General features: G+C 57.6%; 21 protein-coding genes. 8 read left to right on the forward strand and 13 right to left on the reverse strand.

Translation table 11 applies throughout. From position 1 onward, the window contains the following. The 5 genes from ABVR31_RS02555 to exuR all read right to left on the reverse strand — a co-directional run bounded on the left by ABVR31_RS02555 (position 1) and on the right by exuR (position 3019). Complete coding sequence (locus tag ABVR31_RS02555) at positions 1 to 306, reverse strand: YqjD family protein (RefSeq protein ID WP_021509708.1); 306 nt, start codon at positions 304 to 306, stop codon at positions 1 to 3. A gap of 34 nt (positions 307 to 340) precedes the next feature. Beyond that, the gene (locus ABVR31_RS02560; protein WP_031280146.1) at positions 341 to 715 is read right to left on the reverse strand and encodes a DUF1090 domain-containing protein; all 375 of its coding nucleotides are present in this window, start codon (positions 713 to 715) and stop codon (positions 341 to 343) included. Between the two features lie 173 nt (positions 716 to 888). Next, positions 889 to 1257 (reverse strand): EnvZ/OmpR regulon moderator MzrA, encoded by a 369-nt coding sequence (gene mzrA, locus ABVR31_RS02565; RefSeq protein ID WP_031280145.1) that lies wholly within the window; start codon positions 1255 to 1257, stop codon positions 889 to 891. Then, positions 1257 to 1931, reverse strand: coding sequence for a DedA family protein (locus tag ABVR31_RS02570; protein ID WP_021509705.1), 675 nt, complete (start codon positions 1929 to 1931; stop codon positions 1257 to 1259). Before ABVR31_RS02570 ends, mzrA begins: the two co-directional genes overlap by 1 nt. A gap of 335 nt (positions 1932 to 2266) precedes the next feature. Then, the gene (gene exuR, locus ABVR31_RS02575; protein WP_058759846.1) at positions 2267 to 3019 is read right to left on the reverse strand and encodes a transcriptional regulator ExuR; all 753 of its coding nucleotides are present in this window, start codon (positions 3017 to 3019) and stop codon (positions 2267 to 2269) included. 298 nt (positions 3020 to 3317) lie between these two features. On the opposite strand from exuR, the gene ABVR31_RS02580 reads away from it, so the two are divergent. Both ABVR31_RS02580 and ABVR31_RS02585 read left to right on the forward strand, forming a co-directional pair. Beyond that, positions 3318 to 4766 (forward strand): tagaturonate reductase, encoded by a 1449-nt coding sequence (locus ABVR31_RS02580; protein WP_372771762.1) that lies wholly within the window; start codon positions 3318 to 3320, stop codon positions 4764 to 4766. A 4-nt stretch (positions 4767 to 4770) separates the two neighbouring features. After that, positions 4771 to 6261 carry a UxaA family hydrolase gene (locus ABVR31_RS02585; RefSeq protein WP_152390411.1) on the forward strand — a complete coding sequence of 497 codons (1491 nt, stop codon included), beginning with the start codon at positions 4771 to 4773 and terminating at the stop codon, positions 6259 to 6261. 46 nt (positions 6262 to 6307) lie between these two features. Here the strand turns inward: ABVR31_RS02585 and sstT are convergent, their stop codons facing one another. The 3 genes from sstT to ABVR31_RS02600 form a co-directional block, all read right to left on the reverse strand. After that, the gene (sstT, locus tag ABVR31_RS02590) at positions 6308 to 7543 is read right to left on the reverse strand and encodes a serine/threonine transporter SstT (protein WP_031280144.1); all 1236 of its coding nucleotides are present in this window, start codon (positions 7541 to 7543) and stop codon (positions 6308 to 6310) included. 228 nt (positions 7544 to 7771) lie between these two features. Further along, positions 7772 to 8743 (reverse strand): TerC family protein, encoded by a 972-nt coding sequence (locus ABVR31_RS02595; protein WP_325924634.1) that lies wholly within the window; start codon positions 8741 to 8743, stop codon positions 7772 to 7774. Positions 8744 to 8997: 254 nt separating this feature from the next. Beyond that, a complete protein-coding gene (locus ABVR31_RS02600) occupies positions 8998 to 9984 on the reverse strand; it encodes a Gfo/Idh/MocA family protein (RefSeq protein WP_372771763.1) in 987 nt (328 codons plus the stop codon). Positions 9985 to 10121: 137 nt separating this feature from the next. On the opposite strand from ABVR31_RS02600, the gene ABVR31_RS02605 reads away from it, so the two are divergent. Next, positions 10122 to 11810: a chloride channel protein gene (locus ABVR31_RS02605; protein WP_215481603.1), complete on the forward strand. Its 1689-nt coding sequence runs from the start codon at positions 10122 to 10124 to the stop codon at positions 11808 to 11810. Here ABVR31_RS02605 and ABVR31_RS02610 read toward each other — a convergent pair. After that, on the reverse strand, positions 11807 to 12307 hold the full coding sequence (locus ABVR31_RS02610; RefSeq protein ID WP_021509697.1) for a M48 family metallopeptidase: 501 nt from the start codon (positions 12305 to 12307) through the stop codon (positions 11807 to 11809). The two genes, ABVR31_RS02605 and ABVR31_RS02610, sit on opposite strands and share 4 nt — an antisense overlap. Before the next feature lie 81 nt (positions 12308 to 12388). Between ABVR31_RS02610 and rlmG the strand changes: the two genes are divergently transcribed. Continuing rightward, entirely contained in the window at positions 12389 to 13507 is a 1119-nt protein-coding gene (gene rlmG, locus ABVR31_RS02615; protein ID WP_150059466.1) for a 23S rRNA (guanine(1835)-N(2))-methyltransferase RlmG, read from the forward strand. On the opposite strand, the gene ABVR31_RS02620 is transcribed toward rlmG, so the two are convergent. The 3 genes from ABVR31_RS02620 to ABVR31_RS02630 form a co-directional block, all read right to left on the reverse strand. Continuing rightward, complete coding sequence (locus tag ABVR31_RS02620) at positions 13508 to 15514, reverse strand: FAD-dependent oxidoreductase (RefSeq protein ID WP_372771764.1); 2007 nt, start codon at positions 15512 to 15514, stop codon at positions 13508 to 13510. A gap of 318 nt (positions 15515 to 15832) precedes the next feature. Beyond that, positions 15833 to 16456 (reverse strand): response regulator transcription factor, encoded by a 624-nt coding sequence (locus ABVR31_RS02625; protein WP_021509694.1) that lies wholly within the window; start codon positions 16454 to 16456, stop codon positions 15833 to 15835. Between the two features lie 99 nt (positions 16457 to 16555). After that, a complete protein-coding gene (locus ABVR31_RS02630) occupies positions 16556 to 20233 on the reverse strand; it encodes an ATP-binding protein (RefSeq protein WP_372771765.1) in 3678 nt (1225 codons plus the stop codon). Between the two features lie 500 nt (positions 20234 to 20733). Here ABVR31_RS02630 and ABVR31_RS02635 point away from each other — a divergent pair, with 500 nt between their 5' ends. The 4 genes from ABVR31_RS02635 to ABVR31_RS02650 all read left to right on the forward strand — a co-directional run bounded on the left by ABVR31_RS02635 (position 20734) and on the right by ABVR31_RS02650 (position 24808). Beyond that, the gene (locus ABVR31_RS02635) at positions 20734 to 21435 is read left to right on the forward strand and encodes a response regulator transcription factor (RefSeq protein ID WP_058759838.1); all 702 of its coding nucleotides are present in this window, start codon (positions 20734 to 20736) and stop codon (positions 21433 to 21435) included. 169 nt (positions 21436 to 21604) lie between these two features. Then, positions 21605 to 22636, forward strand: a complete 1032-nt coding sequence (gene idnD / locus ABVR31_RS02640) for an L-idonate 5-dehydrogenase (protein WP_058759837.1) — start codon at positions 21605 to 21607, stop codon at positions 22634 to 22636. A gap of 9 nt (positions 22637 to 22645) precedes the next feature. Next, positions 22646 to 23410, forward strand: a complete 765-nt coding sequence (idnO, locus tag ABVR31_RS02645) for a gluconate 5-dehydrogenase (protein WP_058759836.1) — start codon at positions 22646 to 22648, stop codon at positions 23408 to 23410. Between the two features lie 78 nt (positions 23411 to 23488). After that, positions 23489 to 24808 carry a gluconate:H+ symporter gene (locus tag ABVR31_RS02650; protein WP_058771315.1) on the forward strand — a complete coding sequence of 440 codons (1320 nt, stop codon included), beginning with the start codon at positions 23489 to 23491 and terminating at the stop codon, positions 24806 to 24808. 31 nt (positions 24809 to 24839) lie between these two features. Here ABVR31_RS02650 and ABVR31_RS02655 read toward each other — a convergent pair whose 3' ends face one another. Continuing rightward, entirely contained in the window at positions 24840 to 25550 is a 711-nt protein-coding gene (locus tag ABVR31_RS02655) for a polyphenol oxidase family protein (RefSeq protein WP_372771766.1), read from the reverse strand. Between the last annotated feature and the right edge of the window lie 71 nt (positions 25551 to 25621).

A 25621-nucleotide genomic window follows, 5' to 3' on the forward strand; every position in this document is an offset into this window, starting at 1 on the left:
TCAACGGCGTGAAATCAGGATGCCGATCAGCACGCCGACTGCTGCGCCGATACCCACGCCGTGCCACGGATTTTCACGCACGTAGACGTCCGCTTTCTCCGCCGCTTCACGCGTGGTCTGCGCGATGCGTTCGCCGGATTCGCCCAGCCGCTCGCGTGAACTCTCAATGGCACCGCGTGCTTTATGACGCAGTTTATCCAGCTCGCTTTTCGACTTATCAGCCGAGCTGCTCAGCACTTCTTCCAGGGTGTCGGCAAGGTTTTTCAGTTCCGCACGCAGATGTTCAGATGTGGTGTCTTTAGCCATGGTGTTCTCCATTACATCATTTATTTAAGTCCGATTAATAAGGCTCGGCCTGCAGCTTTTTCAGCTCCTGGCGTGCCTCTTCCAGCTTCCGTTCGCGCTTACCAATCTTCTCCTGGTCTTTGCCTTCCTGGCGATCCTGCTGCAGTTCGTGCTCGCGCTCAGCCACTTTATGCTGCTGGGCTTCAATGCGTTCAGCGTGGGCGGATTTCAGTTTCTCGTCAGTGCAGTTAGCGCGGACTTCAGTCAGCGCGCGTTCCAGTCCGGTGACCCGGCGCTGGTTGTCGTGCTGTTTCGCCATCTCAATTTCGCGCTGAATATCCTGCTGTTTTTGCTGACACAGCGATTCCGCTGCCAGCAGTGAACCCGAGAGAGAGAAAAGAATCGCACCCAGCAGTAGTTGTTGTTTCATCAGGTTTTTACCTTCCATTGTTGACGACCTGTCGCAAACCGGACAGGAGGGGCATCCCAGCTTGTCGTCTGCTCGCGCTTACTTAAGAATAGACAGCAGACGAAAAAATTCAAAAAACACGCGGGGATAGCGAGGATTGAGGTGCCGCCGGGCGGTGAACCCGACGGCGGGGATCAGCTATAGGTGGGGCGATTAGCGTCCACCACCTGCTGTGACGCCTGCGGACCCGCCGCCACGACAAAGCCCTGTGGCAGCAGGCGGCGCAGTACTTTCTGCGCGGCCAGGCTCTGCTCTTCATTCTCAAAATGAATGACCAGCGCATCGCCTGCTGAGGTAATACTTTTAATCCGCACGCCCTGCGCCGAAAGCTGCTGGTAGAGATAAAAGCCGTCCGGCAGATTGGTGCCACTGTGTGCCACGCGGATCTTCACCACCGTTTCATGCTGCATCAGTTTGGGCACAATGCCGATAGCCAGCAGCGCCAGCACGCCAGCGCACAGCCAGGGGAGTAAACGCCTGGGGAAATTACGCAACCCTGTCATTACTGTGACTTCCCGTTCTGACCCGCCTGACGTTTACGCCATAGCACTACCAGTGAACCCACCAGACCGATGACCAGCAGCACCAGCGGCAGCAGCATCAGGCAGAACATCAGCTCATCTTCATAGCGGCGGAAAATGGGGGTTTTCCCCAGCGCAAAGCCGAGCACGGTAAGAATCAGCACCCACAGGAAGCCGCTCATCCAGTTAAAGAACTGGAAGCGGGCATTGCTCAGGCCAGAGAGGCCGGCAATGGTCGGCAGCAGGGTACGGACAAAGGCGATAAAGCGGCCAATCAGCAGCGCAGACAAGCCGTGGCGATGGAACAGACTGTGGGCGCGCTGATGATACTGCGCGGGCAGATGGGAGAGCCATTTCTGCACCGTCGGCGTATTGCCAAGCCAGCGGCCCTGAATGTAACTGACCCAGCAGCCGAGGCTGGCACCGGTGGTCAGCACCAGCAGGGTCAGCGGGAAGCTCATGGTGCCTTTCGCGATCAGCACGCCGACCAGAATCAGCAGACTATCACCAGGCAGAAACGCGGCGGGCAGCAGGCCATTTTCGAGAAACAGAATCATGAACAACACGCCATAAATCGCCCACACCAGCGTGGGGTCGGAGAGCATTTCGTAATCCTGCTGCCACAGGGCATGCAGCAATGCTTGCAAAATATCCATCAATCATTCCTGAACATCATTGTTAAACGTGCCCGTGAGGGGCTTAGGCGCAGGCGGGTTAAGTTATACATTTTAGGTATGCCACCTGAGCAGGATTTCCGGATCCATCCAGAATTGATTGTTAAATCAGCGACTTTTTATAGCCCTGTCGCAAAGGGTAAGAAAAGGGCGATAACTGTAACAAAAATCGCGGGATTCAGACAGTCTAAAGTCGCGGTCGCACAGGAGTTTTACCTTTTGACGCAGATGGTCAAAAGGAGCTTTACACGAGCTGACACTATTGCAGATTAACTGACTTTTTAGCCTGAAAATGCAGCGTTTCTGCCATTGCGGCTTCAGGGCAGGATCACCGGATTTTCTGCAAACATGTAGCGGTCAACGTTGAACTCGAAATCATCGGCGGTGGCGTCGAACAGCATCTGTTTAGTATTTTCCAGATGCTGCCACATCGCCAGTTTGCTGGCGGCGGGATCTTTGCGCATCAGCGCTTTTAAGATCTGATCGTGATCGTCGCACCAGCTGGTGATATGGCGTGCGTCAATGTGCTCGTGCAGCTTGAGCCAGTAAGGATTATGCAGCCGGTGCCGCCACATTTTCTCTACGATAGCAGCCAGCGCGCTGTTTTGGGTGGCCTGGGCAATGCGCACGTGAAACTCCATATCCCATGTCGAATCGCGCGCATGATCTTCCTGCCGGGCTTTTTCCTGAATTGCCAGTAGCGCCACGATGTCCTGTGGACGGATCTGCGTGGCGGCAAATTCGGCGACATTGCTCTCAATCAGCTGGCGCGCCTGCAGCAGTTCAAAGGGGCCATAGCTGGCAAACTCCAGCTGATCGGCGGCGCTGTCGCGCGGTTGTGGCTGGTCGCTGATCACATGAATGCCCGACCCTTTGCGCACCTCGACGTAGCCTTCCACCTCCAGCATGATGATCGCTTCCCGCACCACGGTGCGGCTCACCTGGTGCGCCTCCGCAATCATCCGCTCTGCCGGTAACTTTGCCCCCACGGCATAACTGCCCGCTTCGATGCGCTGCTTGAGTTCGCTGGCGAGTTGCTGGTAGAGGCGGCGGGATTCGTTCAGGTCCATGATTTTTCGGTTCTGTGAAAGACGGTAAGTTGTTATACCACTTACCCTGCGATGTCGCAAAGCGCTGAAGCTGTTATACCATCTGGTAAGTTAAGAACCTGCGCGCCTGCTCAGGTTTTATCTTTAATTAATAGAATATACTTATATTTAAGTTGATGGAAATAAGCGGCACGCCGGCTTTCGCCGTATGGCAATGATGGATAATGTGACGCAGTTGGCAAACAAATCTCCCTGCCGCTGAAATTGGTATGATAACTTTTGCGCATTAGCTGACCGATTTCATCTTCAAGGAAGCGACATGTTGCGACTCAACCGCCGCGATTTCCCCGGCGCACGCTATAGCGAACGCGTGATCCAGTTCGGCGAAGGCAACTTTTTGCGTGCCTTTATCGACTGGCAGCTCGACTGGCTCAATGAACATCAGGGCACCGATGCCGGCGTGGTGGTGGTGCGACCGCGCAACCGGATGCAGACGGAGACGCTCAATCAGCAGGATGGCCTCTACACCACGCTGCTGCGCGGCCTGAATGAAGCGGGGCAACCGCTCAGTGAAACCCGGCTGATCCGCAGCCTTAATCGTGAAATCCAGCCTTATCAGCAGTTCGAAGAATTCCTGGCTCTGGCACACGCACCGCAGATGCGTTTTGTGTTCTCCAATACTACCGAGGCCGGCATCGTGTTTGCCGAACAGGATCGGCTGGAGGATCAACCTGCGTCGTCGTTTCCCGGCAAACTGACGCAGCTTTTGTGGGCGCGTTATCAGCACTTTGCCGGTGCCGCCGATAAAGGCTGGCTGATCGTGCCGTGTGAGCTGATCGACCATAACGGCAACACGCTGCGCGCGTTAGTGCTGCGTTACTGCCAGCAGTGGCAGCTGCCAGCGGCCTTTGCGCAGTGGGTGACGCAGCACTGCGCCTTTTACAACACGCTGGTGGATCGCATTGTCAGCGGCTATCCGCCGGATGGCGCACAGATTGCAGCCCAACTGGGCTATGACGACCGCTATCTGGTGGCCGGGGAGCGCTATTACCAGCTGGTGCTTCAGGGACCGGATGCGCTGATGCATGAGCTGCAGCTGACGGCGCTGGCGCCTGCCGTCAGGCGGGTGGATGACATCACGCCGTACAAAGCGCAGAAGGTGGCGATCCTTAACGGGGCGCACACTGCGCTGGTGCCGGTGGCGTTTCAGGCCGGGCTGGCGAGCGTGGGTGAGGCCATGAACGATGCGCAGCTGGCCGCTTTTGTCGATGCGCTACTGCGCGAAGAGGTGATTCCGACGCTGGATTTGCCGCGCGCCGAGCTGCACGCCTTTGCCGATGCGGTGCAGCGCCGCTTTCGCAATCCGTTTATTCACCATGCGCTGCTGGCGATTGCGCTCAACGGCATGACCAAATTCCGCACGCGCCTGCTGCCGGCGCTGTTGCAGGCGCAGCAGCAGGGTGGCGACTGGCCGCCGCGCCTCATCTTTGCCTTTGCCGCGCTGCTGGCGTTTTATCGCGGCCAGCAGGATGACCGGCAGTGGCCGCTGCAGGATGACGCGCACTGGCTGCAGCGTTTTGCCCGGCTGTGGCCGGCGGTCCTCACCGATCAACTCACCCCGCAGCAGCTGGTGAGCGACGTACTGAGCGACGCGCAGCACTGGGGCGAAGATTTAACCCAGCGGCCCGGTCTGGTTACGGCGGTCAGCCAGCAGCTGCACAACATTCTCGTCCACGGCATGCGGACGGCCCTTAGCCAACTGAGATAACGCGATGCAACAGGCAATCAAAATACATTCACGCGACAACGTCGCCGTCGCGCTGCAGGATCTGGCGGCCGGCACCCAGCTTATCGTCGCAGAACAGCGGATTACGCTGCAGCAGGATATCGGGCGCGGCCACAAGTTTGCGCTGCAACCGCTCAACAGTGGCGAGCAGGTGATTAAATATGGGTTGCCGATTGCCCATGCCACTCAGCCGATCGCCGTCGGCGAGCTGATTCACTCCAGCAACGCGCGCACCAATCTGAGCGATGTCGACGAGTACGTATACCAGCCGGAACACCTCACGCTGCCACCGCAGGCGGCGGATCGTGAGGTACAGATCTATCGTCGCGCCACGGGTGAGGTTGGCATTCGTAACGAGCTGTGGATTTTGCCGACCGTCGGCTGCGTAAACGGCATCGCCCGGCAGATTGTGTCACGCTTTCTCCGGGAGAGTGACGACGCGGCCGGTATCGACGGCGTGCACCTGTTCAGCCATCCTTTCGGCTGTTCACAGCTGGGGCAGGATCACGAAAATACCCGCACCATGCTGCAAAATATGGTGCGTCATCCCAATGCCGGCGCGGTGCTGGTGATTGGACTCGGCTGCGAAAACAATCAGGTCGATATCTTTCGCGACACGCTGGGCGGCTTCGACAGCGAACGTGTGCAGTTTATGGAGTGTCAGCAGCAGGATGATGAAGTGGAAGCGGGCCTGCAGCGGTTGCATGCGCTTTACAACGTGATGCGTCACGACCGCCGCCAGCCGGGCAAACTGAGCGAGCTGAAGTTTGGTCTCGAATGCGGTGGCTCGGACGGCTTTTCCGGCATCACCGCCAATCCGCTGCTCGGCTGTTTCTCTGACCAGATGATCGCCAACGGCGGCACCACGGTGCTGACCGAAGTGCCGGAGATGTTTGGTGCCGAGCGCATCCTGATGAGCCGCTGCCGTGATGCGGCGATTTTCGACAAAACGGTGGCGATGATTAACGACTTCAAGCGCTACTTTATCGATCATCAGCAGCCGATTTATGAAAATCCATCGCCGGGCAACAAGGCGGGCGGCATTACCACGCTGGAGGAGAAGTCGCTGGGCTGTACGCAAAAAGCCGGGCAGAGTCAGGTGGTGGATGTGCTGAAATACGGTGAGCGGCTGCGCACGCCGGGGCTCAATTTACTCAGCGCGCCCGGTAACGATGCGGTCGCCACCAGCGCGCTGGCCGGAGCCGGCTGCCATATGGTGCTGTTTACCACCGGACGCGGCACGCCGTACGGCGGCTTCGTGCCCACCGTGAAAATCGCCACCAACACGCCGCTGGCGGAGAAAAAGCCGCACTGGATTGATTTCAATGCCGGACGACTGCTGGAGGGCACCAGCATGGAGACGCTGCTGGCGGAGTTTGTTGAGACTATTGTGGCGATTGCGAACGGCCAGCCGGTGCGCAATGAAGTCAATGATTTCCGCGAGCTGGCGATCTTCAAGAGTGGCGTGACGCTTTAAAGCGGCAGCGGTTAAAGCGCGGCACCGGTGGGTGCCGCGACACGGGTTAACCGGCGGTACGCGGCTGACGTTCCGCTTCTGCCTGACATACGGCGGCGGTAAACAGAATGTCGGTTGAGGAGTTGAGTGCGGTCTCGGCGGAATCCTGCAGTACGCCGATGATAAAACCGACCGCAACCACCTGCATCGCCAGATCGTTAGGAATGCCAAACATGTTGCAGGCAACCGGAATCAGCAGCAGCGAACCGCCCGCCACACCGGACGCGCCACAGGCACACAGCGAGGCGACAAGGCTCAGCAGAATAGCGGTGGGCACGTCCACGGCAATGCCCAGCGTGTGCACCGCGGCCAGCGTCAGTACGGTAATGGTGATTGACGCGCCCGCCATGCTGATGGTCGCGCCCAGCGGAATCGAGACCGAATAAGTATCTTCATCCAGATTCAGGCGTTTGGCCAGCGCCATGTTGACCGGAATATTCGCCGCCGAGCTGCGGGTAAAGAACGCCGTTACGCCGCTTTCGCGCAGGCAGGTAAACACCAGCGGATAAGGATTGCGGCGGATTTTCTGAAACACCAGCATCGGGTTGACCACCAGCGCCATAATCAGCATGCAGCCAATCAGCAACGTCAGCAGGTGGGCATATTGCCACAGCGCACCGAAGCCGGTGGAGGCCAGAATCGATGCCACCAGGCCAAAAATGCCCAGCGGCGCGCAGCGAATCACACAGCGCACCACCCAGGTCGCAGCATTCGACGCGTCATTCAGGAAGGCTTTGCTGCTCGGGCTGGCATGACGAAACGCCAGGCCAAGACCAATCGCCCACACCAGAATGCCAATGTAATTGGCGTTCATCAGCGCTTCAATCGGATTAGCGACCATGCTCATCAGCAGGCCGTGCAGCACTTCGGTGATGCCGGACGGCGGGGTAATTTCGGTCGCGCCGACGTCCATCGACAGCGTCTGCGGGAACAAATGGCTGAAAATCACCGCGACCACCGCCGCGAAGAAGGTACTGAGCAGGTACAGCATAATGATCGGGCGAATATTGGTTTTTTGCCCCTGCTGATGGTTGGCAATCGAGGAGATCACCAGCACCAGTACCAGCAGCGGTGCCACGGCTTTCAGCGCGCGCACGAACAGTTCACCCAGCAGGCCGACGGCCAGCGCGGCATCGCGTGAAAGCCACGCCAGCGCCACGCCGGCAATCAGGCCGATCATGATTTGTTTTACCAGGCTTCCTGAGAACAGCGCACCCAGCGGTCGAAGAAGATTATTTAGCATATTACGGTCTTTTTATCGCGGTATGAGTGTTGTGCGCGGTTGCTCCGCGCCAAACGGTTTGCCCGGCGGAGTATAAGGAAAAGAGCTGACGAGAAAAGAGATAATTCTGCCGGTGCGCGCCAGATCGGTTTTTTGATCTGCTGATGACAGGAAGTGTGACAGAGATATGAAACGCGAAGGTTGGCGCTGGCGAAACAAAGCAGGGGCGATTAGCGCCCCTGCAGAAGATTATCGTGAGATGCCTTTCTGGTCGTTTCTGTGGTTTACCCAGGCGTTAATCAGCAGCGTACCGCCGAGAATCACGCCGACCACCGTCAGCGAGATCGCCACCGGAATGTGGTAGAACTCGACGATCAGCATCTTGATACCGATAAACACCAGTACGATCGCCAGACCGTACTTCAGCATCGAGAAGCGCTCTGCCACGTTGGCCAGCAGGAAATACATAGCGCGCAGGCCAAGGATGGCGAACAGGTTAGAGGTCAGCACGATGAACGGGTCGGTAGTGACGGCAAAAATAGCCGGAATACTGTCGACAGCGAAAATAACATCGCTCAGCTCCACCATAATCAGCACCAGCAGCAGCGGTGTGGCAAACAGCACGCCGTTTTTGCGGATGAAGAACTTTTCGCCATGCAGTTCATCGGTCATGCGCAGATGCTTACGCAGCCAGCGCACCACCGGCTTATCGCCGACGGCAGCATCATCGCCCTCTTTAGCGAAGGCCATTTTGATGCCGGTAAACAGCAGAAAAGCGCCGAAGATGTAGAGGATCCAGCTGAACTGTGTGACCAGCCAGCTGCCGGCAAAGATCATGATGGTACGCAGCACAATCGCGCCCAGCACGCCGTAAATCAGCACGCGGCGCTGAAGATTAGACGGAATGGCGAAGTAGCTGAACAGCATCAGCCAGACGAAGACGTTATCGACCGCCAGCGCTTTTTCCAGTACGTAACCCGTCAGGAAAGCCAGGGTTTGCGCGGTTGCGACTTCGCGCCCGGCGCTGCCGTCGAGATACCACCAGAACGCGGCGGCAAACAGCAGAGAAACGGAGATCCACACCAGCGACCAGACGGCAGCCTGTTTGAATGACATGGTTTGTGCGCCGCGTCGTCCCTGTAAGAAGAGATCGATCGCCAGCATGATGAGCACGACGACAGCGAAGCTGCCCCAGAGTAACGGTGTGCCTACAGAGTGCATAGTCGTATCCTGTCCTGAAAATGAAAAACGGCTGAGTCAGAAGACGTCAGCCGCTTTATAGAGCTGCAAGCAAACCTCGCCTTCCGGCAAGGTCTCACTTACAACACAGAATCAATTCCGGGTTGCCTGACGACCGGATGCGCTACGCATCGTAATGACGATCGGTCAGCTTACAAGTTACTCCCCTTTGCTGCCGCCAACATACGTGCAAGCGCGAGCAGATTCAATGGGGGAGCTGTAATATTTTGCAATATTTACACTTCTTTCCGATCCGCCGGAAACACCACGCCGGTCTGGCGACGAATCTCTGTCAGCAACCGGGCGGTAATGCGTGACACCTCCAGCGCAGGGTGCTCCACCTGACGTGTTTCCACCAGCCGGGCAAAGGTCTCTGCTTCATACAGCATAGTATTGATGTGCTGTGGCTGCGTCAGGTTCTGGCTCTCGCCGCCGCGCGGAATCAGGCGCAGCTGCTGGCACTCGGAAATTTTCTCTATCACCAGCGAGCCGGCTTCGCCCTGGATTTCGCTGGGAATCAGGGAATCACTGACTTTTGAGTGCAGCAGCGTGACGTCGAAATCGCCGTAGTCCAGCACTACCACGCCGTGCGCATCGACGCCACTTGCCAGCAGCGAGGCCTCAGCTTTCACCTGCTGCGGCGCACCCCACAGGGTAACGGCAGCCGCGAGGCAGTAGTAGCCAATATCCATGATCGAACCGTTGGACCAGCGCGGGTTAAAGGTATTCGGGTTCTCACCGTCGAGATAGCGCTGATAGCGTGACGAGTACTGACAGTAGTTGAACAGCGCTTTGCGCAGCGTGCCCAACTGCGGCAATGCCTGTTGCAGGCGCAGGAACGTCGGCAGACTGGCGGTTTTGAACGCCTCAAACAGCACCACCTGATGCTGACGCGCACAGGCAATCATCGCCTCAGCTTCACGCAGGTTAGAGGCCAGCGGTTTTTCGCAGATGACGTGTTTGCCGTGCGACATGAACAGCAGCGCCTGCTCACAGTGCAGCGCATTGGGGCTGGCGATATACACCGCGTCGATTTCCGGACTTGCCGCCAGCGCCTCCAGTGAGGTAAAGGTCAGCGGACAGGGATAATCCGCGACAAAGGCGTCGGCCTGCTGCTGGCTGCGTGAATAGACGGCGCTCAGTTTCATTTTGCCGCTCTCATGCGCGGCGTCGATAAACTGGCGGGTGATCCAGTTGGTTCCCACAATGGCAAAATGTATCACGGCTGGCTCTCCTGCACTCTGAAAGCGGCAGAGTAGCATGTTCCCTGGCGGCGCAGGCAGGCGAAATTTGATCCTGCGATCCGCATTCCAATATGATGATGCCAAACCCTTTTTTAACCGACATGCGGGGACGCCGGGTGAGCGGAAGCAAACACGCACTGAACTGGACCACACTGCTGATCGCCATTCCGGTGGGCCTGGTGGCCTCGCTGGTCACGCTGGCGTTTCGCGGCATCATCGATCTCATCAATCATCTGCTGTTTCATAGCGACAGCGAAATCACGGTCGCGATGCACGTCTGGCCGTGGATCTTCTGGCCGCTGCTGGTGGGGGCGGGCGGGCTGCTGGCCGGCTGGTTCCTGCGCTACGCGGTGGCGATTGAGCAGCAGGAGACGGTGAAAACCGATTACCTTGAAGTGATTAACGCGCGGCTGGATGCGGTGCCCACCAAAACCTCGCTGTTTCGCGCGCTGTCGTCGATTGCCAGTATCGGCAGCGGGGCGTCGATTGGTAAAGAGGGGCCGATGGTGCAGCTGTCGGCACTGAGCGGCAGCCTGCTGGGGCGCTGGCTGCCAGCGTCCCTCAATATGCGCAACAGTGACATCGTCGCGATGGCGGCCGCCGCCGGTCTGTCGTCGGTGTATCACGCCCCGCTGGCGTCGGCGATTTTTGTCGCGGAAATTGCGTTTGGTATCTCTGCGCTACAGCGGCTGATTCCGCTGATTATCGCCTCGGCTGTGGCGGTAATGACCATGTGGTCACTGGGCTTTCGCAGCGCACTCTATCCGCTCTCCGACACGCTGTTTCAAATGGATCTCACCAGCCTGCTGATGACGGTAATCATTGGGTTTGCTGCGGGCGTGGCGGGCTGGCTGTTAATCAAGCTGATTGCGCGCAGCAAAGCGTTGTTTAGCCACGTGCGCTCGCTGCCGCTCAGGCTGGGCGCAGGCGGCTTTGCGGTTGGCTTACTGGCGCTGATCTCCACCGATATCCTCGGTAACGGCTATGAAGTGATCGTGAAAATCATTGAAGGAAATTATCTGCTGGCCGGTCTGCTCGGCCTGCTGGTGCTGAAAATGCTGGCGACCACGCTCTCGGTCGGCTCCAACGCGGTAGGCGGCCTGTTCACGCCCTCATTATTGATTGGTGCGCTGCTCGGCGTGGCGCTGGCGCAGACTGGCGTGCTGCTGCATCTGCCGGTGGGCAATACGCTGCTGTATGCGGCGGTGGGCATGGCGGCGGTGCTGGCGGCGGTCAGTCAGGCGCCGCTGATGGCGATGCTGATGGTACTGGAGATGACGCTCAACAGCAGCCTGCTGTTCCCACTGATGATCGCCTCGGTGCTGGCGTCAATGCTGGTCTACCGGCTGCAGTCCGCCAGCACCTATCCGGTGGTAAGCCATCACCTTAATCGTTCAGAAGCGAAATATGATTTTGATAATATGCGGGTTGATCAACTGATCATCCCCGGCGCGGCGCTGCAGCCGGCGGAATCGGTCGGGCAGGCGCTGGCGGTGAGTTCACTCAAGCGCGAGCGCTACGTCTACGTCATTAATCAGGCCGGGCAGTTTCTCGGCGTAGTATCAATTCATGACATTTCGCGCAAAGTGCTGGCACAGGAGATCACGCTGGATTCGCCGGTCAGCAGCGTGATGGATGATAATTTCCCCTGCATTTACCAGCACCAGAGCATGCGTGAAGGCTGGGAGGCGTTCGCGCGCGTGACGCTGGAGCGTTTACCGGTGCTGAATAATGCGCAGGAGCGTCGCTTCCTCGGCGCATTGACCAAAACCAGTCTGATTCAGAAAGCGCAGGAGTTTCTTTAGGCCGCGTTGCCGCGCAGCGCCTGTTCGGTCATCCACAGGCGCGCGTCGAACTCCAGCTGGTGGTAGTCCGGTTCCATGTGGCAGCACAGCTGATAAAAGGCTTTGCTGTGATCTTTCTCTTTCAGGTGCGCCAGTTCGTGCACCACGATCATGCGCAGAAAGGGTTCCGGCGCGAGGCGGAAAAAGGTCGAGATGCGAATTTCGGCCTTGGCTTTCAGGTTACCGCCCTGTACGCGGGAAATGGCGGTATGCAGGCCAAGTGCATGCTTCATCACTTTGATTTTATTATCCCAGATGACCTTGCTGACCGGCGGCGCGCTGCGCATATAGCGGTTTTTCAGCGCCTGCGTGTAGTCATAAAGCGCGCGGTCGCTGACGACGTCGTGCGTATCGGGATAACGCTGCTGCAAAAAGGCGGCTAATCGCTGATTATCAATCAGCACTTGCACCTGTTCGAGGATGTTTTCAGGGTAACCCTGCAGATAGATTAATGACATTGGGATTCCCGACGAAAGACAGTATACTGCGCCCCCTTTTCAGGGCGAAAATCGCGCAAAGTGTACCACGCCGGAGATTCCATGAGCCAACTTGAACTGACCGATCGCACGCTGACGCTTCAGCGCTTCCCGCCGATGCGCGAAGAGAGCCCGCTACAGGCGTGGGACGCCGCAGATGAATATTTGCTGCAGCAGGCGCTGCCGGCAGGCCCGGTGCTGGTATTCAATGACAGCTTTGGCGCGCTGACCTGCGGGCTGAACGATCGGGAAATCTGGCACGTCAGCGACTCGTGGCTCAGCCAGCAGGCCGCCCGGCAGAATCTGCGTCTCAACGGTCTGGATGAAGCATCGGTACACTTTCTTGATAGCCTGGCACCGTTGCCGGCTGCCCCGGCGGCGGTACTGATTAAGCTGCCTAAAGCGCTGGCGCTGCTTGAGCACCAGCTGCGCGCGCTGCGGACGGTCGTCACGCCGGATACCCTGATTCTGGCGGCCGGCAAAGCCAAAGATATCCATAATTCCACGCTGCAGCTGTTTGAACGCATTCTCGGTGAGAGCAAAACCTCGCTGGCGTGGAAAAAAGCGCGTCTGATTTACAGCCATTTCAGCGCTCCGGCACTGGCGGACGTGCCGGCGACCACCGTGTGGCCGCTCGACGAGACGCCGTATCACATCCACAATCACGCCAATGTGTTCGCCCGCGCGGCGCTGGATATTGGCGCGCGCTTCTTTCTGCAACATCTGCCGCACAATATTGAAGGCGAAATCGTCGATCTCGGCTGCGGAAACGGCGTGATCGGCCTGCAGGCGCTGGAACAGAATCCGCAGGCCGAGGTGCTGTTCGTCGATGAATCTTACATGGCGGTGGCTTCCAGCCAGCTTAACGTTGAGCTGAACCGGCCACAGGATCTGGCACGCTGCCAGTTTCGGGTTAACAACGTGCTGAGCGGTTTTCCGTCGGACCGGCTGCATGCGGTGCTGTGCAATCCGCCGTTCCATCAGCAGCACGCGGTGACCGACCACCTGGCATGGCAGATGCTACGTGACGCCAAACGCTGCCTGCAGTATGGCGGCGAGCTGCGCATCGTCGGCAACCGCCACCTTGGCTATCATCAGAAAATGAAGAAGCTGTTTGGCAACTGCGAGCTGGTGGCCTCTAACGCCAAATTTGTGGTGCTGCGTTCGGTCAAGCTGCGTTAATCACAGGCTGAGCGCCAGCTCAGTGGCCTGAGCAATGGCGCGCCGTGCATCCAGCTCCTGCGCGACGTCGGCACCGCCGATCAGCCGCACGGCTTTGCCGCGTGCGGCCAGCGCCTGCGCCAGCGTACGCAGCGGTTCCTGACCGGCGCAAACCACGATGTTATCTACCGCCAGCGTCAGCGCTTCCCCCTGATGGCGCAGGTGCAGCCCGTCATCATCAATCTTCAGATACTCCACATCGCCCCACATCTGCACGCCGTGCGCCTGCAGGCTGGCGCGATGGATCCAGCCGGTGGTTTTCGCCAGTCCGGCGCCCGGTTTGCCGGATTTACGCTGCAGCAGCCAGATCTGGCGGTCGGCAGGAGCCGGCTGTGGACGCACTAAACCGCCGCGCGCCTGCAGGCTGCGATCGATGCCCCAGCTTTGATAGAAGTCTTCCTCGCGAGCGGCGTGCTGCAGCAGAAACTCCGCGGTGTCAAAACCAATGCCGCCGGCACCGATAATCGCCACGCGCTGGCCAACCGGTTTTTTGTCGCGTATCACCTCGAGATAGCTCAGCACGCTGGGGTGATCGATGCCCGGAATCGCCAGCTGGCGCGGTGTGATGCCTGTCGCGATGATAACTTCATCCGCCTGTTCCAGTTCGTCGGCGCTGACGCGATGATTCAGGCACAGCTCAACGCCTGCGGCTGCCAGCTGATGACGGAAATAGCGCAGCGTTTCGCTGAACTCCGCCTTGCCGGGGATCTGGCGGGCAATATTGAACTGGCCGCCTATCTGCGCATCGGCTTCGTACAGGGTGACGCGATGGCCGCGCTGCGCCGCCTGCAGCGCGAACGCCATACCGGCCGGACCGGCACCCACCACCGCCAGCCGTTTTGGCTGCGCGGCGGCGATGACCGGCATCAGCGTTTCATGACAGGCGCGCGGATTGACCAGGCAGGAAGTGACCTTGCCGGCAAAGATTTGATCGAGACAGGCCTGATTACAGGCGATGCAGGTATTGATGGCGTCGGGCTGGCCCGCCTGCGCTTTGCTGACAAACGCGGCATCGGCAAGAAATGGCCGCGCCATCGACACCATGTCGGCAATACCGTCGCGCACAATCTCCTCCGCTACCTGAGGATGATTGATACGGTTGGTGGCGATAACCGGTACGCTGACGTGCTGGCGCAGATGCTGCGTGACCCAGGCGAAACCGGCACGCGGCACGCAGGTGGCAATGGTGGGAATGCGTGCTTCATGCCAGCCAATGCCGCTGTTGAACAGCGTCACGCCGCGCTGCTCCAGCGCCGTGGCAAGCTGCAGCGTCTCCTGCAGCGAGCTGCCGTTATTCACCAGGTCGAGCATCGACAGGCGAAAAATAATAATAAAGGCATCACCGACGGCGGCGCGCACCGCCTGCGTCACTTCCAGTGCAAAGCGCTGCCGCCGCGCCACATCACCGCCCCAGCCGTCGTCGCGCTGATTGGTATGGGCGACCAGGAACTGATTAATCAGGTAGCCTTCCGAACCCATGATTTCGACGCCGTCGTAACCGGCCAGCTGCGCCAGCCGGGCGCAGCGCGCGAAATCCGCGATGATTTGTTCAATCTGCGCTTCGCTCAGTGCCTGCGGTGTAAACGGGTTGATGGGCGCCTGTAACGCCGAGGGCGCCACCAGATCGCGCTGATAGCTGTAACGTCCGGCGTGCAGGATCTGCAGCGCAATTTTGCCCCCCTGAGCATGTACCGCATCGGTTATCTGGCGGTGCCAGCCGCACTGGGTTTCGTCTGTGAGCATGGCTCCGCCCTGCGCCACCACACCCTGCGCATTGGGCGCGATGCCGCCGGTCACAATCAGCGCAACGCCTTCCCGGGCGCGCTCGGCGTAGAAGGCAGCGAGGCGCTGAGCGCCATCGGCATGCTCTTCCAGACCGGTGTGCATTGAGCCCATCAGGAAACGGTTTTTCAGTTGCGTAAAGCCCAGATCCAGCGGGGCAAACAGATGCGGATAACGCTCAGTCATGATCACTTACTCAGTGAGTGGTCGGATGAGTGAACTCTAGCGGGAAAAGTGCGGGCTGGAAATTTGCGGCGCTCAGCCTGTGAGAAACATCAAAAAAAAGCAGGGCGGCAAGTCGCAGACGAAAGTATCGGACCACTTTCGCCAGGCACGGGAAGAAACCTGCGCGCCCTGTAATGGCATGAAGATTGGGCTAATAAATTAGCTCTGTGGTTATAAATTCCTGTATGACTCAATCTCTATAACAATCCCGGGTGAGGACGAGGTGATGATGCCATGCCTCAGTCGAATTAATCCGCAAGACTGGTCTTGATTTTGGCTTCAGCAGGCACCGTTTCGCCGTGCCAGTTCGATAATATCGACCAGATTCTTTGATTCGAGCTTTTGAAAAATTTTAGTTTTATAAGTACTGATGGTTTTGTTATTTAATCCTAATTCACAGGCAATGATTTTATTGGATTTTCCCTGCGCCAGCTGACGTAAAATAAGCGTTTCCCGCTCGGTCAGGCGCGACAGCATATCCTGTTCATTAACATAGCGCTGGCGCCGGTCAAGAATATCGCCGGGCAGATAATTTACATTGTTAAATACGCAGCCAATGGCGGCGATCAGCGTCTGAATCGGATCGTATTTCGACACGAAACCGTTAGCGCCCTGACTAAGCGATTGTATAAGCAGGTGATTGTTACTGCTCTGACTGAGCAGAATGACTTTCATCCAGGTTTTAGATTTTACGATATCGCGTAAAAAGGCGATGCCATTTTTTTCTTTGAAATCAGGATCTAAAATCAGGATGTCGATGTGCTGATGAATAACATCGTCAATACCATCATTAATTGTGTTTGCTGTAGTGACACAATTAAAGCCATTCATTAATAATAAAGCCTGCACCCCAGCCGCAACAAGGCGATGCTCATCAACGATGAGAATTTTTGCATTAAACATAGATCTCCCTTTTACGACACCGATATGATGGCGCTGGCGGACATTATGTCTGGCGGCTTATCCCGGCGAACCGAGAAATGTCTTGATAAGATTATGTTTTTATAAAACCTGCTGATTTTTCAGCCGATATTGTTCAAAGATAATTAATGTTTCATTGACGGTATTTATCTCGCACGCGATGGCGGCAATCAGTCGCGCGACATCGTGCCCTTCCTGCTGGTGTTTCTCCAGCTTGCGCCCCAGCTCCATCAGCGCGCTGGCATTAAGAATGCTGGCACCGCCTTTCAGCTTATGGCCAAGCTGTGACAGCGCGTGAGCATCAGTGGTTTGCTGCAGCGCCGCCAGCAATTCATCGTGGCTGGTGCGAATACTTTCCAGCAGGGTGATGCAGCTGGCAGGATCGCGCTCAGCCAGTTGCATCAGCAGCGGCGCAAAAGTCGGAACCGCCACAGGGGCCGGCAGCGCGGCAGCGGGGATGTCAGCAGCAGGTTGCCCGGTCACGCCGGCGGCAGCCTCGCTGTCAGGCGCGTTTGGCGTGCGGCGCGGACAGTGGGTGATTTGTGCCAGCAGCGTATCCAGATTCAGCGGCTTAAACAGACAGTCGTTCATGCCAGCCTGCAGGCAGCGCTGCATGATGTGCTGCTCGGCGGAGGCGGTCAGGCCGTATAGCGTGATCGGCGGCAGATGATGGTGGCGTTCATGCTGGCGCAGCGCCTGGGCAAATTCAAATCCGTTCATGCCGGGCATATTGCAGTCGGTAATGATCAGGTCAAAACGCAGCGGATCCTGCTGCCACAGCTTCAGCGCTTCGACGGCGCTTTCGCTCACCACCACCTGATGGCCCGCCAGCTCCAGCTGTTTACCCAGCAGCAGGCGATTAGGCGCATGATCATCAATCACCAGCACCGACAGCTTGTCGGTGACCAGCGGCTGTGACAGATGCGGTTGGGTTTGATCGCGCGGTTCGCCGGCCGGCGCGCGGAAGTAGAAGGAGAACACCGATCCTTCACCTGGCGTACTCTCCACAATCAGTTCGCCATCCAGCAGCTCTGCCAGATTGCGGCAGATGCTCAGGCCAAGACCGGTGCCAATCTGCTGCTGCTGACGTTCACCGACCTGGACAAATGGCTCAAAGATCGCCTGCTGCTGCTCCTCGGTCATGCCGCAGCCGTCATCGCTCACTTCAATGACGAACTCACAACCTTCCTCTTCCTGGCCAATCCCCTGCATCAGCACCACGGTTACGCTGCCGCGATCGGTAAATTTAATGGCGTTACTCAACAGGTTAGACAGGATCTGGTTGATCATCAGCGGATCGGTCTGTACCCAGTAGGCCGCGATGTCCATCTCTACGCGCAGATCGATCCCTTTGCTTTCGGCCTTGTTGCGAAACAGCGTCACCGCCTGATCGATCACATCCGGCAGGTAAACGGTTTCCGGCGTGGGTTGATACTGGCCAGATTCGATCTTCGACAGATCGAGGATATCGCCGATCAGCGACAGCAGCGCGCGCGCCGAGCTGTAGGCGACGCGAATATTTTCGGACAGCGTCTCACACGGCTGCGAGCGGGTTTCCAGCTCCAGCAGACCAATGATGGCGTGCAGCGGCGTGCGGATCTCATGACTCATGCTGGCGAGAAACTCACTTTTGGAGCGGTTGGCTTTGTCTGCGGTGTCCTTGGCCAGCTGCAGCTCCTGCAGCAGCGCGTTACGCTCGGTAACATCGACCCAGCCGCCGATCACCCCGGCAACTTCCCCCAGCCGATCGCGAAACGGCAGCGTCCAGTGGTACAGATGGAAGGCCTGCTGGCCAAACATCAGCTGGACGTCGCGCATTACCGCTTCACCATCCAGCAGCGTCTGCTGGTAACCATCTTCGATAGTGTGAATGCTGGCGTTATTGGTGTTGAACACGTCCGACAGTCGTTTGCCAATTACCTCGTCGCGTTTGATGTGCAAAAAGCGCAGATAGGCATTATTACAATCCACCAGCCGCGTTTGCTTATCGCGAATGTACATCGCCACCGGCGAGTCATTAAACAGCGTGTGGGTAAAATTGAGCTGATTTTTCAGCGCATTCTCAGCCTGCATACGCTGCTGAATCACTTTGCGCAGATGGTGGTTCCACAGCAGGATCAGCAGAATCAATCCCAGCGATACCGAAACAATCAGCAGAATCGTTTGCTTATAGTTCTGCCACGAGCCGCTGAGAAACGGCGGTTCCGCCTGACGCCACTGCGCCATCAGCTTAAACAGGGTTTCCGGTGGGATGGCCAGCAGCGCTTTATCGAGAATACTGATCAGCGTCTCATTGCCGGGCTCAACGCGCATCACAAAGCGCGCGGGATCGGCGCCCAGTGTACCCTCGACGATCAGCCCGCTGCCAAAATGGTTGCGCAGATGGTAGTCGGCAAAAATTTTCGGCACGATCACCGCATCGACCTTGCGCGCCAGCAGCTGGCGCAGCGCATCCAGCGGACGATCGGTATCGCTGACCGACAGGTGCGGATAGTGCTCCTGCAGCCAGCTTTTCATTAGCGAATTTTTTAGCATCAGCGCCGAACCAAACGGAAAGGTGTCGCGCGCCATAATGTTTCCCGGCTGCTGATTGCGAATGATCACCCAATGCGATACCAGCCACGGACGCGTAATCAGAGCCGGTTGTGCTTCGAACTGTGGCTCCAGAATTTCCAGCGGAAACAGCTTTGGCAAAGGACGTCCGCCGGGGTGTTCATGGCTGGCGTGCGCTACAAAATTCAGGCCGGTCTGGCTGGTGATCAGCTCCAGCACGTCCGGCGCCATACCGCGAAACTGTTCTGCTGGCGTCCGGCTGCTGAGCGGTGCCTGTGCCAGCGGCAAGGTGGTCTCGATGTGAATGTTGTTTTGCAGCCACTGCTCTTCGTCGGCGGTCAGCGCCAGCGGATTACGTTGCAGTACATGATGGGGATCGAGTTGCCAGCGTTTGGCAATCTGCATGCGGATAGAAAGCGGAATCTGCGGCAGCGCCTGGTTGATGGCGTCGGCCAGCGCAGGATACAGCGGACTGATGCCGAAACCGACGTTGAGCGGAATCGTATGCTCATCGGCCAGAATAGTGAGCGCGTTGGCAAACAGATAGCGGTTGAGGTGCGTCAGCGTCGCCGCATTTCCCCAGACGCGCGCCGTCTGACCATAAACGGTGGCGGCGACGGCATCATAGTAGCCCGGGAAACGCACCAGCTGCGCGTTTTCGTATGTCTCTTCCAGATACTGGCGCTGCAGCGGCGTGCCTGACCAGGCGATTTGCTCGGGCATGCCGTTATTGAGAAAAAGGTCGCTGTCGGTCTTTAGTCCCATCACGCTGTAATCCAGCATCCACGGGGCGCTGGCCAGCAGCGGCTGCGACTGTGACGACGGCTGGGCGACGTAAATCGCCAGCATATGCATTTCGCCTTGCAGTACCGCCTGCTGCGCGGCGCTATGACTGGGGAAGTGATAAAGCTCAATGCTGGTCTCCAGCATGCTTTGAATCAGCGACAGGTAGTCGGCGCTCAGGCCTTCGAAGCGGCGCGTATCGGTATCCATATATATCGGTGGCTGTGATTTACCGGCCACTGCGACTTTAATCACTTTATTTCGAAAGGCAGAAGAGATGGGCTCAGCCAGCTGCAGAGCGGGCTGTGCGGTATCGTAACGCGCTAAAAGCTGCAAAGGTTTGACCTGCGCCTGCAGCGCGCCGCAAAAAAAAATAAACAGGACCACGCCCGCCAGACGGATGAAATTAACAGGATTAAACACCGTGCGTTCCTGAAGAAAATAAAGTCATTAATGCCGATAAGGGAAAAGGAGTATAAAGAGATTTTTCCCGCCTGCCTGATCTAATGCCGCATTAAGGATATTTTGCGACCATTCTCGAATGTTTAACTTATTATTAACATTCTCGGTTTTTTTTAGATATTGCTTTTACTTTGATTTCAAAAATTTCAACGGTTTATCCATAAAATGACCTTTCAAGACAATTCTTATGTGGTCCATTCGCAGAGTTACGTCAGAATTTTCGCAGTTTTTCCGGGGCCGCTAACCGCTGCTGTCCATTCATCCGGTAAAACTACCTTTTAATTAGCGGTAATAAGTTAAACGCGTAAGCAAAATTCTAATTTTTGTTAACCTGGTGACGTTTGGTTTAAACCGTTGCAGGCGATTTTCCCGGCAGCGGTCAGCGCATACTTTCAGGTCATTTTCACTGGTGTGGTTATCAGTACTGGACAAAATTGAGACTGTAATAAAGGAATAAAAGAATGGTATATGCACATAATAAACAGGTGCGTGTCGCTGTCCTTGATGATCACCCGATGGTTCGTACCGTTTTCGAGTTATGCCTGAAACACGAACCCGATATTCATCTGGTCGGGACCTGGTCTTCAAGTAATGAACTGTTTAGTCAGCTGCGCAGCACCACGGTGGATGTGCTGGTGCTGGACTTTTTGCTGGGCGAGCGTGAACTGGATGGCCTGGCCCTGGTGAAACAGCTGCGAAATCACTATCCGCAGCAAAAGATTTTGATCTCATCGTCCATGGAGAGTCCGGCGATTGTCAAAATGGTGCTGAGCGCCGGCGTTAAAGGCTTTATTGGAAAGAGCCACAATATGCAGGAGATCGTCCAGGCAATTCGTCAGGTGGCGCAGGGGCGGCTATTCCTGTCGCAGGAAGTGGCGTACGAGGTGGAAAACCTCTACGTGATGAATGAAGACGCCATCAACGAAAACCTCGATCTCTCCAGCAAAGGCAATATGTATGAGAAGGTCAAAACCCTCAGCCCGCGCGAAGTAGAAGTGGTGCGCTGTTTTCTGGATGGGCTCAGCGTGTCGCAAATTGCCGTGAAGTTTAAACGCAGCCGCAAAACCGTCAGCGGACAAAAGCAGTCGGCGCTGAAAAAGCTCGGCCTGCGCTCAGATTCGGAATTGTTCAAATACAGCCACGACCTGATGTCGGGCAGCTAATCCCTGTTTAAGGCGGTCAGGGATGGCCGCCGTCTGCTTTTCCGACTCTCTGCATCACGTTCCCGGTAACAGCCGTTTTGTAACATCGCTTTGAGTGATGTTCGTCACAGTTTCGCCGGCCGTATCCCGCTGTGATAGCCCCCATTGCTACAGCACTGAAGGGGCTACGATGAACATTGAAACGCAATCCTGCGTCATTACCGGCAAAAAACAGGTCAGCGTCGCACAGCAGCAGGTGCAGTGGGACGGCACCGGCACGCTGGTGCGCATCACGCGCGGCGGCATCTGCGGGTCCGATCTGCATTACTATCAGGAAGGTAAAGTCGGCAGCTTCGAAGTGAAGATGCCGATGATCCTCGGTCATGAAGTGATCGGCTACGTGGTGGAGAGCGACGATCCGCAGCTCCAGCCCAATCAAAAAGTGGCGGTCAATCCCTCAAAGCCGTGCGGCAGCTGTAAATACTGCCTGCGCGAGCAGCAAAATCAGTGCACCTCAATGCGCTTTTTCGGCAGCGCCATGTATCTGCCGCACGTGGATGGCGGCTTCACGCAATACAAGGTGGTCGATAGCGCGCAGTGCGTGCCGTTTCCGCAGGAGGCCGATGACAGCGTAATGGTGTTTGCTGAACCGCTGGCTGTGTGCATCCACGCCACGCAGCAGGCGGGCGATCTGAGCGGCAAAACCGTGTTCATTTCCGGCGTCGGGCCGATTGGCTGTCTGATTGCCGCCGCTGCCAAAGCCCGCGGAGCCGCGGAGATTATTTGCAGCGATATCAGCGAACGCTCGCTCAGCCTGGCGCAGCAGATGGGCGCGACCGGGGTGATCCACGCTGCTGACGGTGATTTCACGCCTTACCTTGCAGATAAAGGCTTCTTCGATGTCGCTTTCGAGGCTTCCGGCCATCCGTCTTCGCTGCAGCGCTGTCTCGACGTGGTATGCGCCAAAGGCACGCTGGTACAGGTTGGCATGGGCGGCACGATTCCGGATTTCCCGCTGATGACGCTGATCGCCAAAGAGATCAATCTGGTCGGTTCTTTCCGTTTCACCCACGAATTCAACACGGCGGTTGACTGGCTGGCACGCGGCGTGGTCAATCCGCTGCCGCTGTTCAGCGGAGAATATGACTTACAGGATATCGACGCGGCGCTGCAGTTTGCCGGAGATAAAACCCGGGCGGCGAAAGTCCAGTTAACGTTTTAAGGAGTCAGTATGAGTCAGCTATTTTCCCTGGCGGGCAAGCGTGTGCTGCTCACCGGTTCGGCGCGCGGCATCGGTTTTCTGCTGGCGCGCGGTCTGGCGGAGGCGGGTGCGGAAGTGATCATCAACGCCACTACCGAGGGCGGCGCAGAGCAGGGCGCGGCGAAGCTGCGCGAGCTGGGTTATCACGCACGGGCGAAGGCCTTTGACGTCACGCAGTCGGCGCAGGTTCAGCAGGCGGTGGAGGAGATTGAAAGTCAGTGGGGCGCGATTGATATCCTGGTGAACAATGCCGGCATTCAGCGCCGCCGGCCGTTTCTCGAGTTTCCTGAGCAGGACTGGAACGACGTGATTGCCGTCAACCAGACAGCGGTGTTTCTGGTGTCACAAACCGTGGCGAAAAGAATGGTGCAGCGTCAGCGCGGAAAAATCATCAACATCGGCTCGATGCAGAGCGAACTGGGCCGCGACACCATCACGCCGTATGCCGCCTCCAAGGGCGCGGTCACCATGCTGACGCGCGGCATGTGCGTGGAGCTGGCGCGCCACAATATTCAGGTTAACGCCATTGCGCCGGGCTATTTCGTCACCGAGATGACCCAGACGCTGGCTGACGATCCGGCCTTCACCGGCTGGCTGACCAAACGTACGCCGGCTGCGCGCTGGGGCAAGCCGGAAGAGCTGATTGGCGCGGCGGTGTTCCTGGCATCGGGCGCATCTGATTTCGTCAATGGCCATCTGCTGTTTGTTGATGGCGGTATGCGCGTCGCCGTGTAATGCCGTGCGCGGCTGGCGTAATTGCCGGCGCGCGCCTAAACCTTAAACACCCCTCTGTCTTCCTAAGGATAATAAAAAATGCCAATAACCATAATTGTGCTGGGTGTGATACTGCTGCTGGTTCTGATGATTGTCTTCAAGGTCAACGGCTTCATTGCGTTGGTGTTTGTCTCGGCGGTGGTAGGTATCGCCGAAGGCATGACGCCGCTCAATGTGATGGCCTCGATTCAGAAAGGCATTGGTTCCACGCTCGGCGGCCTGGCGATGATCCTCGGCTTTGGTGCCATGCTCGGGCGGCTGGTGTCCGATACCGGCGCTGCCCAGCGGGTGGCCACCACGCTGATTGCCGCGTTCGGTAAACAGCGGCTGCAGTGGGCGCTGGTGGTCACCGGACTGATCGTCGGTCTGGCGATGTTCTATGAAGTCGGTTTTGTACTGTTGCTCCCGCTGGTGTTCACCATCGTTGCGGCAGCCGGACTGCCGCTGCTGTACGTCGGCGTGCCAATGGTGGCAGCTCTGTCGGTGACGCACTGCTTCCTGCCGCCGCATCCCGGCCCAACCGCCATTGCCACCATCTTTGGTGCCAATCTCGGCACCACGCTGCTGTACGGCTTGATCATTACCATCCCGACGGTGATCATTGCTGGCCCGATTTTTTCAAAATTTCTCAAAAGCTTCGAAAAGTCGCCGCCGGAAGGGCTGTATAACCCTAAAATCTTCACTGAAGAGGAGATGCCGGGCTTCTTTATCAGCATCTTTGCCGCGGTGATTCCGGTGGTGCTGATGGCGATTGCGGCAGTCTGCGAACTGACGATGCCGAAAGAGAATGCGCTGCGCCAGTTCTTTGAATTTATCGGCAACCCGGCGGTGGCGCTGTTTATCGCCGTGGTAATTGCAGTGTTCACCCTCGGTCTGCGTAACGGGCGCAAAATGGAGCAGGTGATGGATATGTGTGGCGATTCGATTGCCGCCATCGCCATGATCGTCTTTATCATTGCCGGCGGCGGCGCCTTTAAGCAGGTGCTGGTGGATAGCGGTGTCGGTAATTACATCGCCGATCTGATGAAAGGATCGTCGCTGTCACCGCTGCTGATGTGCTGGACGGTGGCGGCAATGCTGCGCATCGCGCTGGGATCGGCCACGGTCGCGGCGATCACCACCGCCGGCATCGTGACGCCGATCATTGCCGCTACCCATACCGATCCGGCGCTGATGGTGCTGGCGGTTGGTTCAGGCAGCGTGATCGCTTCGCACGTGAACGATCCGGGTTTCTGGCTGTTCAAAGGCTATTTCAACCTGAGCGTGGTTGAAACCCTGAAAACCTGGACGGTAATGGAAACGCTGATCTCCATCCTCGGCCTCGCCGGTGTGCTGGCGCTTAACGCCATCATTCACTAAGGCCTGCGCTTCACAGGGAGGTGAAGCGTGCTTACGCGCGGCGGCGAATCCACGAGAAACGTGACTGATAGCCGCTGTCAAAATGGGTGTTATAGCGATAGCTCGAACCCGCCTCCGCCATGCAATAAGTACACACCGCCACGCGATCAATCTGCGCCGCCGGGATGCCGCGCTGTAACAGCAGGCTCTGCGCCAGCTGAGGCAAATCAAACCATACTCCCTGATGATGCGCCTGTGCCTGAGGTCGGATCGCCTGCGGATTATGCGGCTGTTGCTGTGACCAGCGTAGCGCCGGCAGGTCCGGGCGCTGCTGCATCTGTGCGATGCGATCAACGCCCAGCTCGTAGCAGCACGGGCCGATCGCCGGACCGATCGCCACCAGCAGGGATGCCGGCGTCGCGCCACCCGCCAGCAGCCGATCGAGGGCACTGCTCAGCACGCCGCCGAGCGTACCCTGCAAGCCGGCATGCACCGCCGCCACCTGATGCGTTTTCACATCGGCAAACAGCACCGGCAGACAGTCAGCGGTGTAAACCGCAACCGGCTGATGATCGTCACTGATCACCCCATCGGATTCACAACTTTTCGGCGGCCGGTTCTGCCCGGCCAGCACCACTTTTGCGCTGTGCCGCTGCTGTCCGTACGCCGCAGCGGCCGGTGCCGGCTGACCGGCAGGCTGAAAGGCATACTCCAGCCAGCGTTGACTCTCCAGCAGCGCCGAGCGCGGCCCGCGATTATCCATAAGTGTCTCCTGTGACCTGACCCCGGTTTTCCTCTGCCCACAGCTTACGTTAACTGCTACATTTTTAAAGC

The sequence above is a fragment of the Pantoea sp. WEP genome (assembly GCF_041678305.1).
Lineage (GTDB): Bacteria > Pseudomonadota > Gammaproteobacteria > Enterobacterales > Enterobacteriaceae > Pantoea > Pantoea dispersa.